The organism is Mycobacterium simulans (assembly GCF_900232995.1).
In the GTDB taxonomy this organism is placed as follows: Bacteria; Actinomycetota; Actinomycetes; order Mycobacteriales; family Mycobacteriaceae; genus Mycobacterium; species Mycobacterium simulans.
The window spans coordinates 196,614-210,808 of the sequence record NZ_OCVX01000004.1; the positions used below are offsets into that span (position 1 = coordinate 196,614).

Below are 14,195 nucleotides of genomic sequence, written 5' to 3' on the forward strand. Positions count from 1 at the left end.
CCTTCAAAGACCTCGGCATCGACTCGCTGACCGCACTCGAACTGCGCAACGCCTTAACCCAACGCACCGGCCTGACCCTGGTGCCCAGCCTGATCTTTGACCACCCCACCCCAGCCGCCCTCGCCCACCACCTGCACCAGCAACTCGGCCGCGGCCAGCCCGAATCCGACAATGCGACAACGCGACTCGGGAAATCCGACCAAGAAACTCTGCAGCGCACCCTTGGGTCGATCCCGATCAGCGAGCTCGATGACGCGGGCCTACTGGACCAGCTTTTTGCCCTAGCCAATAAAGGTACGAAAGGACAAATCGATCAGAAAACGCTCAAAGACTTCACCGACTTCGTAAGTCTGCGGGAGCCGATCGCTGTCGTGAGCATGGCGTGTCGCTACCCGGGTGGACTGGATTCGCCTGAGGACTTATGGAATGCCGTCGCCGAGGGCCGTGATCTGGTGTCGGGCTGGCCAACCGATCGCGGCTGGGACACCGACAGTAATTCCTATGTGCGTTTTGGTGGTTTTGTGTCCGACGCCGCCGATTTTGATGCGGCATTCTTCGAGATTAGCTGGCCCGAAGCCTTGACTATGGACCCACAGCAGCGATTGGCACTGGAGTCTGTCTGGGAGGTCTTTGAACGAGCTGGGATTGATCCGTCGACGGTTCGGGGAAGCGACACCGGGGTCTTTCTGGGAATGATGCCCAACACCCGCGTGAGCATGGATACCGAGGCTGGAATCCCAGATGGTGGCTTGCCCTACTTGATGACCGGCCACGCGCCCAGTGTGGCTGCCGGGCGGATTTCCTATTTCCTGGGGCTCGAGGGGCCAACCCTTGTTCTCGACACCGCGTGTTCATCGTCATCGGTAGCGATCCATGAGGCCGTGAAGTCCTTGCGGTTGGGTGAGTGTTCGTTGGCGCTGGCCGGCGGGGTCACGGTGATGACGACTCCTGCAGTTTTTACCGAGCTCTCGGGCCAGCAGACACTGGCTCCTGACGGACGATGCAAGTCATTTGCGGCAACCGCTGACGGCATCGGATGGGCTGAGGGTGTGGGCATCCTCCTGTTGGAGCGGCTCTCGGATGCACGGAAGAACGATCATCCCGTATTGGCGCTAGTGCGGGGCACGGCGGTTAATCACGACGGGGCGTCCAACGGGCTGACGACGCCGAATGGTTTGGCCCAGCAGCGCGTGATCCGACAGGCACTGGTGAATGCCGACGTCGACGCGGCGTCGGTGGACGTGGTGGAGGCGCATGGCACCGGCACGATGTTGGGCGATCTGATCGAAGCGGGAGCGCTGATGGCGACCTACGGCCGCAACCGGCCGGAAGGTCGGCCGTTGTGGCTGGGGTCGCTGAAATCGAATATCGGCCACACGTCTGCTGCGGCCGGAGTCGGCGGAGTCATCAAGGCGATCGAGGCGATGCGCCATGAAGTTATCCCGCCGACATTGCATGCGGATGAACCCGCGCCATTTGTGGATTGGTCGTCGGGAGGCGTTTCGTTGGCCACCGCGCCGCAGCCGTGGCCGCGGCGGGGTGACGCGCGTCGAGTTGGTGTGTCCGCCTTCAGTATTAGCGGCACCAACACGCACTTAATCATCGAAGAAGCTCCGCGATCGCCTGTCGCGATTGGCACGAATGATGTGCCTGACGATGACCTTGTCCCAGTTATCCCGTGGGTGGTTACCGCGAAATCGGAAGCGGCACTGCCGATTCAGGCCGCTCGGCTGGTGACGCTGCTCGAGCGGAATTCCGGGTTGCGTCCGCTCGACGTCGGGTTCTCGCTGGCCAGTTCGCGAGCGCAGTTTGAGCATCGCGCAGTTATTGTCGGGCGGGATCGCGATGCATTGCTCCACGGCTTGCGATCGTTGGCGACGGACGGGGCCTCATCGGCTGTGGTGCGTGGCGCGGCAAGGGTCTCCCCGAGAACTGCGGCGGTATTTCCGGGCGACAGCGGACAATTGCTGGGTATCGGAGACCAGCTGTATGCAAGTTTTCCGGTATATGCCGGCGCATTCGACGAGGTGTGCTCTTTCTTTGACACACAGCGTGATAAGCCGCCACAGGCGTCATTGTTTGCTATCGAGGTTGCGCTATTCCGGCTTGCTGAGTCTTGGGGTTTTCGGCCGGACTTCGTGATGGGGCATTCTGTCGGCGAGATCACCGCCGCCTACGTGGCCGGTTTATGGTCCTTGGCAGACGCGTGTGCTCTTGTAATGGCCACGGCCGAAGATGACATCGCGGTGTGCGAGCGTCTTACTTACCAAACCCCGACGATCGGGGTCATCTCGGGGCTGACCGGCGAGCATGTCGAGTCTGCTTTGCTGAGCCGCCACGAATATTGGGTGGATCAGCTGAAAAGATCTGTGCCCTTTAGGGATAACGCCCGGCTGCCCGGCGATATTAGCAATGTCCTGGAAATCGGTCCGACATTGTTGCTGCAACCAAAAGTCGACGAAACCCTCTCATTTGTAAGCGGATTGGCCAGTGTGTACGTCTGCGGTACGCCAATCGATTGGTCTAGCGCATACGCGGGCTCGACCGCGCGGCGGGTGAATCTGCCAACATATGCCTTCCAGCGCAAGCGGCTTTGGCTTGACCCTGCGGTGAACGGCAACATGTCGCCACGCACCCGGAGTGCGGCTCGGCCGCCGACATCAACCGTGCAGGGCAACGCGTCGATCGAACCGGCGCGTACCGATACCGAACGAACCCTTGCCGCAGCCATCGAGCAGGTCCTGGGCGTCCATGACGTCGGGCGCACCGATCAGTTCCTCGCTCTCGGTGGTGACAGCATCAGTTCCTTGCAATTGGCCAACCGCGTCCGGGCAGCGGGCCTGCCCCTGACCCCACAAATGGTCTTCGAACACCGCACCATCATGCAGCTAGCGGCTGCCCTGGACAAGACCGAGACCGACGCTGGCAGTGACACTTTCGGGCTAGTCGACGACGACGTTCGGTATCCGCCCATGAGCATGTCGGGATTATCGCCCGCTGAGCTGGCGACTCTGCAGGCATCCGGCATTGACGACGTGATGATGCTCAGTCCACTTCAACAGGGACTGTTGGTGTTTACTCTGCTCACTGAGGCACCGTCTGACGACCCGTACGTGATGAGGGTGGCCGTCGACGTGTCCGGTTCTTTGGACGCTGACTTGTTGCGCGACTGCGTGGCGGCGACGCTAGATCGCCATCGGAATGTGCAGGTCAGTTTCGTCACTGATGGCCTGCCGCATCCAGTGCAGGTAGTGCCGTCTGTAGTTGACCTGCCGTGGCGGCAGCTCAACGTCGACGCGGAGGCGGCGGCGGCTGTGGAGGCCGAGGAGCAAGAGCGCGGATTCGACCTTGAACGTGGTCCGGCTATCCGGTTCCTGCTTCTCGAATTGCCCGATGCGCGTTGGCGATTCCACATCGCCGTCCACGCCATCGTGCTTGACGGCTGGTCGCTTGCACTGTTCGTCGGCGAGCTGTTCACCCTGTACCACGCCGGCGGCAATGTTGATGCGCTTGCTCCGGCACCGCGGCCCTATCGCGACTACATCGGCTGGCTGAACCGGCGCGACCTGGCGCCGAGTGAACAGGTTTGGCGCGAGCACCTCGCGGGTCTCTCGGCGCCGACGCTTTTGTCAGCGGCATTACCAGCCGCTTCGCCTGGCGAGTTGCCCAAGCGCGCCAAGCTGGTTCTGGACACGACGGCGACCGCTGGCCTGGTCGACTGTGCCCGCAGCTGCGGGATCACCCTGAACACGCTGACGCAGGTCGCTTGGGCGCTGGTGTTGTCTGTGCTAACCGGCCGCGACGACGTGGTATTCGGGGTCGCGGTTTCGGGTCGGCCTACCGAGCTGGACGGCGTCGAATCGATGGTCGGCCTGCTCATCAACACCGTGCCGCTGCGGGTTCGTCTCGACCCCAAATCCACTGTGGCCGAGCACTGCTCGACTGTGCAGCGGGATGCCGCGCGGCTACGTGAGCACGCCTACTTCAGCCATGCGTGGCTGCGTCAGCTGGCCGGGATCGGCGAAATGTTCGACACGCTGCTGGTATTCGAGAACTTCCCGTCCGATGGCCTGTTCGTCAACGACCTCAGCGCCGGCGCGGCGACTTTCCATCTGTCGGAAGTGGTGAGCCCGACGCATTTTCCGGTCACCGTCGTTGTCGAACTGACCGGCGGGCGGTTGACGCTGAGGGTAGAGACCACCGACAACTTGGGCGCATTGACCGCGCCAGCTGGTCTTGACGTCGCTGACCTGGCAAACCGATTGGCGCGGGTGTTGGTGGCGCTGGCGGCCGATCCGGCGCGACCGTTGTGGTCGATCGATGTGCTCCACGAGGGTGAGCACACTCGCCTGGATGGCTGGGGCAACCGCACGGTGTTAACGGCCCCGGCCTCAGCCCCGCCAGCCACGCCGCCGTCGATACCGGAGTTGTTCGCCGCGCAGGTGCAACGCAGCCCGGCGGCGGTTGCCCTGGTGTCGGGCGAACGTTCGCTGAGCTACCGCCAGCTCGACGAGGCCGCTAATCGGCTGGCGCACTTGCTAATCGACCACGGCGCGGTACCCGGCGCCACTGTCGCGCTGCTGTTCACCCGGTCCGCTGAGGCGATCGTGGCAATTCTGGCGGTGCTGAAAACCGGGGCAACGTATCTGCCCATCGATCCGATGCACCCCCAGGCGCGGGTGGAGTTCATGCTGCAGGACGCCCGTCCGGTGGCCGCGGTCACCACCGCCGACCTCAAGACGCGGCTGCCCGGTCACGACCTTTTGGTGCTCGATATCGAGGACCCCCGCATCGACGCCGACCCCGCCACGGCCTTGCCGGCGCCAGCCCCCGACAACATCGCCTACATGATCTACACCTCGGGCACCACCGGAACGCCTAAGGGGGTGGCAATCACCCACCAGAACGTGACTCAGCTCCTTCAGGCACCGAATGCGGGCCCGGCGTCGGCGCCGGGAAAGGTGTGGATGCAGTGGTTTTCGTATGGCTTCGACACCTCGGTGTGGGAGATCTTCAGCGCCCTGGTACACGGCGGGCGGCTGGTGGTAGTGCCCGAGTCGGTGACACGTTCGGCGACGGACCTGCACGCCGCGTTGGTCGCTGAACAAGTCGAAGTATTGATTCAAACCCCCTCAGCGGCGGCGCTGTTATCGCCGCAGGGTTTGGATTCGCTGGCACTGATCGTCGGCGCCGAGGCTTGTCCAGCCGACTTGGTCGACCGGTGGGCACCGGGGCGAGTGATGGTCAATGGCTACGGGCCCACCGAGACCACCATCACGGTGTCGACCAGCGCGCCGTTGACAGCCGGGTCAGGGGTTCCGCCGATTGGGTCGCCGGTTTCCGGGGCAGCGTTTTTTGTGCTTGACGGGTGGTTGCGGCCGGTGCCGGCGGGTGTGGTCGGCGAGTTGTATGTCGCCGGTCGCGGGGTGGGTTGCGGATATGTGCGCCGGCCGGGGTTGACGGCGTCGCGGTTTGTGGCGTGCCCATTCGGCGGCGTGCGGGCGCCAGGAATACGGATGTATCGCACCGGGGATCTAGTGCGTTGGCGCACTGATGGGCAGCTGGAGTATGTCGGGCGCGCCGACGAGCAGGTCAAGATCCGCGGCTATCGCATCGAACTCGGCGAAGTCGCAACCGCACTGACGCAGCTCCCGGGGGTGGATACCGCAGCGGTGATCGCCCGTGAAGACAGCCCCGGCAACAAGCGGCTCGTCGGTTATGTCACCGGGACGGTGGATGCGCGCTGGGCGCGTGAGACTCTGGCGGACCGGCTGCCCCCTTACATGATTCCGGCGGCGGTGGTCGTTTTGCCGGCCTTGCCGTTGACCGTCAACGGCAAACTCGACAAACGTGCCCTGCCGGCACCGGAGTACGGTAGCGCCGAACGCTACCGGGCGCCAACGACATCCACCGAGGAAACCATTGCCGGCATCTACGCGCGGGTGCTGGGTTTGGACCGCGTCGGTGTGGATGAGTCGTTTTTCGACTTAGGCGGCGATTCGCTGCTGGCGATGCGGATGATCGCCGCGGTCAACACCACCCTGGACGCCCATCTTGCGGTGCGCACTGTGTTCGACGCGCCCACGGTTGCCGGGTTAGCGGCCCGCATCGCGGCCGGAGGTGCGGGGTCGGGGCGCACACCATTGGTGGCAAGCGAGCGGCCCTCGGTGATTCCGCTGTCGTTCGCGCAGAGCCGGTTATGGTTCCTCGATCAGTTAGAGGGACCCTCGCCCGTCTACAACTTGGCGTGGGCATTGCGGTTGCGCGGTCGGCTGGATGTCGATGCGTTGCGTCTCGCATTGGCTGACGTGGTGGCTCGCCATGAAAGCCTGCGCACGGTGTTTGTGGCTGTTGCGGGAACCCCTCAGCAGGTGGTCATCACCGCTGATCGGACCGACTTCGGTTGGCAGATAACGGATTCGACGGCGTGGCCGGAAGGCCGGTTACATGACGCCATCGACGCGGCGGCGCACCACAGTTTCGATTTGGCTACCGAAATCCCGTTGCGAGCGCAGCTTTTTCGGGTTGCCGACGACGATCACGCGCTAGCGGTCGTCATCCATCACATCGCTGCGGACGGCTGGTCCCTGAGACCGCTGGTGCGCGATCTTGGTGTGGCCTATGCCAATCGGAGTGCGGGACAGGCTCCGGATTGGGCTAGCTTGCCGGTACAGTACGTTGACTACACACTGTGGCAGCGCGCCAACCTAGGTGAGATCGGCAGCGGCAGTGGCGCTTTCGAGACCCAAGTGGACTATTGGGTCAAGGCGTTGGCGGACATGCCTGAGTGGCTACAGTTGCCCACCGATCGGCCCTATCCGCCGATGTCCGATTACCGCGGCGCCACTGTTGGGGTGCAATGGTCGGCGCAGCTGCAGCAGCAGGTGGCCAGGGTCGCGCGGGAGCATGATGCCACGAGTTTCATGGTGATCCAGACCGCCCTGAGCGCACTGTTGTCGACGATCGCGGCGACCAACGATATAGCGGTGGGGTTCCCGGTGGCCGGCCGTGATGATCCGGCTCTGGATGAGTTGGCCGGGTTTTTCGTCAACACGTTGGTGTTGCGAGTCCAGATGGCCGGTGCTCTGAGCTTTGCTGAGTTGCTGGCGCAGGTGCGCGAGCGCAGCCTGGAGGCTTTTGAGCATCAGGATGTGCCGTTTGAGATGTTGGTGGACAAGCTCAATCCGAGTCGGTCGTTGACTCATCACCCACTGATCCAGGTGATGCTGGCGTGGCAGAACGACCCCCCAGCCGAATTGGCCCTAGAAGGTATAGAAGTCGATTCGATCCCGGTGAGCACCCACACCGCGCGCATGGACCTGGTTTTCTCGTTGGCGCAACGCTTCAGCGGAACCGGTGAGCCCGCTGGCATCGGCGGCTTTGTGGAATTCCGCACTGACGTGTTCGACGCTGCCAGCATTCGGCGGCTGGTTGAGCGGCTAGAGCGAGTGTTGTTGGCGATGACCGCCGATCCGACACGGCGGCTTTCGTCGGTGGATGTGCTCGATGCGGCTGAGCACGCCCGGCTGGGTGAGTGGGGCAACCGGGCGGTGTTAACGGCCCCGGCCGCGGCAGCCACGTCGCCCTCAATTCCGGTGTTGTTCGCTGCGCAGGTGTCGCGCAGCCCTGATGCGGTGGCGCTAAGCGGCGGTGAGCGTTCGTGGACCTATGGCGAGGTTGACGAGGCCGCCAACCGGTTGGCGCACCTGCTGACCGCTCATGGTGCGGGCCCGGGACACTTTGTCGCACTGCTGTTTTCCCGTTCCGTCGAGGCGGTCGTCGCAATCGTGGCGGTGCTCAAGACCGGGGCGGCCTATCTGCCGATCGACCCCGCGCACCCTGCGGCGCGGATCGAGTTCATGCTGGCCGACGCCGCGCCGATCGCCGCGATCACCACGACCGAACTGCGCCCGCGGCTGGACGGGTGCAACCTGGCGGTCATCGACATCGACGATCCCGTTCATGACACCCAACCCAGCACGGCTCCCCCGGCGCCAAGCGCCGATGACGTCGCCTACGTCATCTACACGTCGGGTACCACCGGTGTGCCCAAGGGGGTAGCCATCACCCACCGCAACGTCACCACGCTACTGGCAACACTGGATGCCGAACTGGAGCTGGCACCGGGACAGGCGTGGACACAGTGCCACTCGTATGCCTTCGACTTTTCGGTGTGGGAGATCTGGGGTGCGCTGCTCAGTGGTGGGCGGCTGGTGGTGGTACCTGACGAAGTGACCCGCTCGCCGGACGAACTGCACGCCTTACTGATCGGTGAACAAGTCAGCGTCTTAAGCCAAACCCCCTCGGCGTTCTATGCGCTGCAGACCGCCGACGCGGTCTCACCCGAGCCGGGACGGCACCTGAAGCTTCGAGCTGTCGTGTTCGGCGGCGAAGCGCTGCAACCAAACCGGCTCCGGGATTGGCTCGACAACCACCCGGGATCACCCTGCCTGCACAACATGTACGGCATCACCGAGACGACGGTGCATGCCTCGTTGCGGGAGATCGTCGACGGCGACACTGCCAGCAGTGCCAGCCCCATCGGGGCGCCATTGGCGCATCTAGCATTTTTTGTGCTGGATGGATCGTTGCGTCCGGTGCCGGCCGGTGTGGTCGGGGAGCTATATGTGGCAGGTTCTGGGTTGGCGGTGGGGTATTGGGGTCGGGCCGGCTTGACTGCGTCGCGGTTTGTGGCGTGTCCGTTCGGCGGGGGCGGGGTGCTTGGAGCACGCATGTATCGCAGCGGGGACCTGGTGCGGTGGCGTCTTGACGGCCAACTGGACTACGTCGGGCGTGGCGATGAGCAAGTAAAGATCCGCGGGTATCGCATCGAACTCGGTGAGGTGCAGGCCGCACTGGCCGGGCTGGATGGGGTGGAGCAGGCGGTGGTGATCGCCCGCCAGGACGGGCCAGGAGATAAACGTCTGGTCGGTTATGTCACCGGCACGGCCGATCCGGTGCAGGCACGTGTTGCGCTGGCGACTCGGTTGCCGGCCTATATGGTGCCCGCGGCGGTGGTGGCGTTGGACGAACTGCCGTTGACGCTCAACGGCAAGCTCGACACCCGCGCCCTGCGAGCCCCCGATTACGGGGACAGCGACCGGTATCGGGCGCCGAGCGGTCCGGTAGAGGAAATCCTGGCCGGCATCTACGCCCAGGTGTTGGGGCTCGAGCGGGTTGGGGTCGAGGACTCGTTTTTCGATCTCGGGGGCGATTCCCTGTCAGCGATGCGGGCGATCGCTGCGATCAACACGTCATTCGATGCCGATGTTCCGGTGCGGGCGTTGTTTGAGTCGCCGACGGTCGAAAGCCTAAGCCAGCGACTGGGCTCGGCAGACAGTTCAATCGAGCTCCTTCCTGTTGAAGTACTCAAACACGGTGACGGGATTCCGTTGTTTTGTCCTCCACCCGGAGGCGGACTCAGCTGGCAATATCGAAACCTGGCCGCATATGTGGACTGCCCCATCATCGGCTTCCCACTGCCGCCAAGTGGGGAATGGCGTGGATCAATCCGCGACATCGCCGCGCAATACGCCGATACGGTTCAAGAGTTTTATACCGACGGACCATACAATCTCTTGGGTTGGTCTTTTGGCGGCGTTGTCGCGCATCAGCTTGCCGTCGAGCTGCAGCGACGAGGATGTGTAGTTCGACGCCTACTACTCCTAGATGCGATTCTGAATCCAGCCGCTGCTGGTGGCCTTGATAACGCTCTGAAAGATTCAGACCCGGTGACCGAGAGCAGCTTTCTTAGCACCATGCTGCAAATGAACGGCATCAACATTGATGGACAATTCCGAACATTGACCTATCAGCAGGCAGAGGTACTCTTGCAGCGCCACGAGGCTACGGAGTTCCTACTTCCGCCCAAGCCTATCGTGGAGGAAATGGTCGATAACATGAATGCCAGTATTCGACTTCTTTCACAACATGTCCCGGACATATTCGATGGCGACATGGTTATTTTCTCGGAAAACCGCGGCGACGGCTCAGCGCTTCAGCCAATGTGGCGACCATACGCTGCCGGCAACATCACCGAACACCCCGTCGAGTCCACACATTTTGAGATGCTCAACCCGAAACCGCTGAAGTTGTTCGGCCAGCAACTCGCGTCGTATCTTCGCTAGTCGCGGTTCCGATCGCACCAATCCTCTTGTCCAGCAGGGAAACCCTTCGGCAGACGCTTCTCTGGCACCACAACCACCGAGCCTCGCTGTCCGGCACGCTACGCCGCTGGGGCTGCACCGCGAACCATGCCCGAATCCGCGACGCCGATAACGAGTCACCGGCCGGGTTTGAATCTTGGTAGGTGCGGCAAACCATCTGTGGCGGTGGTGGTCTCGGTGCGGCCGGTGCACCTTGCGGTCTTGTGAGGGTGACCAGGACGAAAGGATGGAAGCCGAATGCATGAAACACGGTTGATGAGCGGTGTGCGCCGGGCGCTCGGCCTATTCGGCGCGGTGTTCGGTGTCGCGCTGCTCAGCGCTAGCGTGGCGAGTGCCACCGACCCGATCCAATTGAAGAGCCGATTGGGAAATTGGTGTCTCGACGGCCCGAATGGGGCCAACTCCGCGACGATGGTCAATCCCTGCACCGGGGCGAAATCCCAGCTTTGGGTTGTCAACTCTGCCGGTCAGATCGAGAGCATGGCCGTCCCCGGGAATTGCGTGAGCATCAGCGGCGCAGCGGATAACACCCCGGTGACGCTCATGCGGTGTCAGACCAATACGAACAACCAACGTTGGAAGCTCGAGGCCAACGGCCAGGTCACCAGTGCCCTCGGTCCGTGCCTCAACATATCCGGCGGCGTCGCACAGCCGGGGACGGCGGTGATTGCGTATCACTGCATCGCGGATGTGGAAGACGAACAGTGGGATAGCGTTCCGTAACCGGTTCGCTGGGCAGGCCCGGCGAGCCATCCCACGTCTCCGACGGTGCGGTAGCCGCGCAACTTGATGCGTCGTACCGTGAACCATGCCCCGAGCACGCGACACCGACGCCTGCCCGGGCGCGCTGCACGTGCACCAGGCCGCCGACGGCACGTTGGCGCGGGTACGGCTACCCGGCGGAATCATCACCGCCGCCCAGCTGGCGACGCTGGCCAACTTGTCGAGCGAGGTGGGCTCGGGAACGCTCGAGCTGACCGTGCGCGGCAACGTTCAGCTGCGCGGGATCCGGGATGTTGAGGCCGTGGCGGGTTCCCTGGCGGCGGCTGGCCTGCTGCCGTCGGCGACGCACGAGCGGGTCCGCAACATCGTGGCGTCGCCGCTGACCGGCCGGGTCGGCGGCAAGGCCGACGTTCGGCCGTGGGTCGAAGAATTGGACGCCGCGATCCGCGCCGAACCGCGCCTCGCGGACCTTGGCGGCCGGTTCTGGTTCAGTCTCGACGATGGTCGCGGTGACGTGTCCGGGCTGGGTGCCGACGTCGGCGTGCAGCTGTTTGACGACGGTGTCGCCCTGCTGCTGAGCGGACGCGACACGGGAGTGCGGGTTAGCGATGTCACCGAGACGCTGCTCGGCATCGCGCTGCGGTTTGTCGAAATCCGCGGAAAAGCTTGGCGGATAAATGAATTGACCAACCTTAATGACCTGCTTCCCGGCGTCGAGGTGGGCGCTGCGTTCCCACCCGTCACCGCGGGACCGGTCGGCTGGATATCCCAGGACGACGGCCGCATCACGCTGGGCGCGGCGGTGCCGCTCGGAGTCCTGTCCGCACGTGTCGCGGACTTCCTGGCCGCGATCGAGGCTCCGCTGGTGGTCACGCCGTGGCGGTCGGTTCTGGTGTGCGACCTCAGCGAGGATGTAGCAGAGGTGGCCCTGCGCGTGCTGGCGCCGCTGGGGTTGGTATTCGACGAAGACTCCCCCTGGCTGACCGTCAGCGCCTGCACCGGCAGCCCGGGCTGCGCGCACTCCACGGCCGACGTACGGGCCGACGCGGCACAATCGCTGGACCCAAATTCCGCCGTGCATCGGCACTTCGTCGGCTGCGAACGCGCCTGCGGCAGCCCGCTTGCGGGTGAGGTGCTGGTAGCCGCCGGAACGGGATACCGGGTTCTCAGGTCCTAAGGTGAGCAGGTGCTCGATTACATCCGCGACGCGGCGGAAATCTACCGACTGTCGTTCGCGGCGATCCGCGCCGAAGCCGACCTGACGCGATTCCCCGCCGACGTCACCCGCGTGGTGGTCCGGCTGATCCACACCTGCGGGCAGGTCGACCTCACCGAGCACGTCGCCTACACCGACGACGTCGTCTCCCGCGCCAGCGCCGCGTTGGCGGGCGGCGCCCCGGTGCTGTGCGATTCGTCGATGGTGGCCGCCGGGATCACCACCGCACGACTGCCCGCCGGCAACGAGGTGGTGACGCTGGTCGCCGATCCGCGCGCCGCCGAACTGGCCGCGCGTCGGCAGACCACCCGCTCGGCGGCCGGTGTGGAGCTGTGGGCCAACCAGCTGGCAGGCGCGATCGTGGCCATCGGTAACGCGCCCACCGCGCTATTCCGGCTGCTGGAGCTGATCGACGAAGGGGCCCCGGCGCCGGCGGCGGTGCTGGGCGGACCGGTCGGCTTTGTCGGCTCGGCGCAGTCCAAGCAGGAGCTGATCGAGCGTCCGCGCGGCATGTCGTATCTGGTGGTGCGGGGCCGCCGTGGCGGCAGCGCCATGGCAGCCGCCGCCGTCAACGCGATCGCAAGCGACGCCGAATGACGTCGAGAGGCACGCTCTGGGGAGTCGGGCTGGGGCCCGGTGATCCGGAGTTGGTGACCGTCAAGGCCGCCCGGGTGATCGGCGAGGCCGACGTGGTCGCGTACCACAGCGCCCGTCACGGTCGCAGCATCGCCCGCGGTATCGCCGAACCGTATCTGCGGGCTGGCCAGATCGAGGAACACCTCGTCTATCCGGTGACTACCGAGACCACCGATCATCCCGGCGGCTACGTCGGTGCGATCGAAGACTTCTACGTCGAAGCGACCGAGCGGATCGCCGCGCACCTCGACGCCGGGCGCAATGTGGCGCTGCTCGCCGAGGGCGACCCGCTGTTCTACAGCTCCTACATGCATCTGCACACCCGGCTCACCCGTCGCTTCAATGCCGTCATCGTGCCGGGTGTGACGTCGGTGAGCGCGGCGTCGGCGGCGGTCGCGACACCATTGGTAGCCGGTGATGAGGTGCTGTCGGTGCTGCCGGGCACGTTGCCGGTCGCCGAGCTGACCCGTCGGCTCGCCGACGTCGACGCGGCCGTGGTTCTCAAGCTGGGCCGGTCGTACCACAATGTGCGGGAAGCGCTTTCGGCGTCCGGCCAACTCGACGACGCGTTCTACGTGGAGCGCGCAAGCACACCCGGCCAACGCGTGCTGCCCGCAGCGGAAGTCGACGAGACCAGCGTGCCCTACTTCTCGCTGGCCATGCTTCCTGGTGGACGGCGACGAGGGTCGGTGGCCGGCAGCGTTGCGGTGGTGGGCCTGGGACCCGGCCACACCGACTGGATGACGCCGCAGAGCCGACGTGAATTGGCTTGTGCGACCGACCTTATCGGCTACCACGGCTACCTGAACCGGGTGCCGGTGCGTGACGGCCAGCGGCGCCATCCCAGCGACAACACCGACGAGCCCGCCCGCGCGCGATTGGCGTGCGCGCTGGCCGAGCAGGGGAACGCGGTTGCGGTGGTGTCGTCGGGCGACCCGGGAGTGTTCGCGATGGCCACCGCCGTACTGGAGGAAGCCAAACAATGGCCCAGCGTGCGGATCCGGGTGATTCCGGCGATGACGGCCGCGCAGGCCGTGGCCAGCCGGGTCGGCGCTCCGCTGGGTCACGACTATGCGGTGATCTCACTGTCCGACCGGCTCAAACCGTGGGAGGTGATCGCCGCGCGCCTGGCCGCCGCCGCCGGCGCCGACTTGGTACTGGCCATCTACAACCCCGCTTCCAAGACACGAACGTGGCAGGTCGGCGCGATGCGCGAGCTGTTGTTGGCCCACCGCGAGCCCGGCACGCCGGTGGTGATCGGCCGGAATGTATCCGGGCCTGACGAAGACGTCCGCGTGGTGCGGCTGGCTGACCTCAATCCCGCCGACGTCGACATGCGTTGCCTACTGATCATCGGATCATCCCAAACGCAATGGCACTCAACGGATTCCGGGGAGCAGGTGTTTACTCCCCGACGCTACCCTGGCTAGCCGTCCCGCGCTCATCTCGCGTCA

The 14,195-nt window shown here is 64.7% G+C and carries 5 protein-coding genes; all 5 read left to right on the forward strand.

The window, feature by feature from the left end; all coding sequences use genetic code 11:
* Nucleotides 1-10,127: non-ribosomal peptide synthetase/type I polyketide synthase (locus tag MSIMFI_RS17100; RefSeq protein WP_191498355.1), on the forward strand; the 10,127-nt coding region annotated here is incomplete at its 5' end.
* A gap of 276 nt (nt 10,128-10,403) precedes the next feature.
* Nucleotides 10,404-10,889 carry an Rv1419 family lectin gene (locus tag MSIMFI_RS17105; RefSeq protein WP_191498356.1) on the forward strand — a complete coding sequence of 162 codons (486 nt, stop codon included), beginning with the start codon at nt 10,404-10,406 and terminating at the stop codon, nt 10,887-10,889.
* Between the two features lie 85 nt (nt 10,890-10,974).
* Nucleotides 10,975-12,066 carry a precorrin-3B synthase gene (cobG, locus tag MSIMFI_RS17110; RefSeq protein WP_191498357.1) on the forward strand — a complete coding sequence of 364 codons (1,092 nt, stop codon included), beginning with the start codon at nt 10,975-10,977 and terminating at the stop codon, nt 12,064-12,066.
* A 9-nt stretch (nt 12,067-12,075) separates the two neighbouring features.
* Nucleotides 12,076-12,702 carry a precorrin-8X methylmutase gene (locus MSIMFI_RS17115; protein WP_191498358.1) on the forward strand — a complete coding sequence of 209 codons (627 nt, stop codon included), beginning with the start codon at nt 12,076-12,078 and terminating at the stop codon, nt 12,700-12,702.
* Complete coding sequence (locus tag MSIMFI_RS17120) at nt 12,699-14,171, forward strand: precorrin-2 C(20)-methyltransferase (RefSeq protein WP_191498359.1); 1,473 nt, start codon at nt 12,699-12,701, stop codon at nt 14,169-14,171. Before MSIMFI_RS17115 ends, MSIMFI_RS17120 begins: the two co-directional genes overlap by 4 nt.
* Nucleotides 14,172-14,195 lie beyond the last annotated feature (24 nt).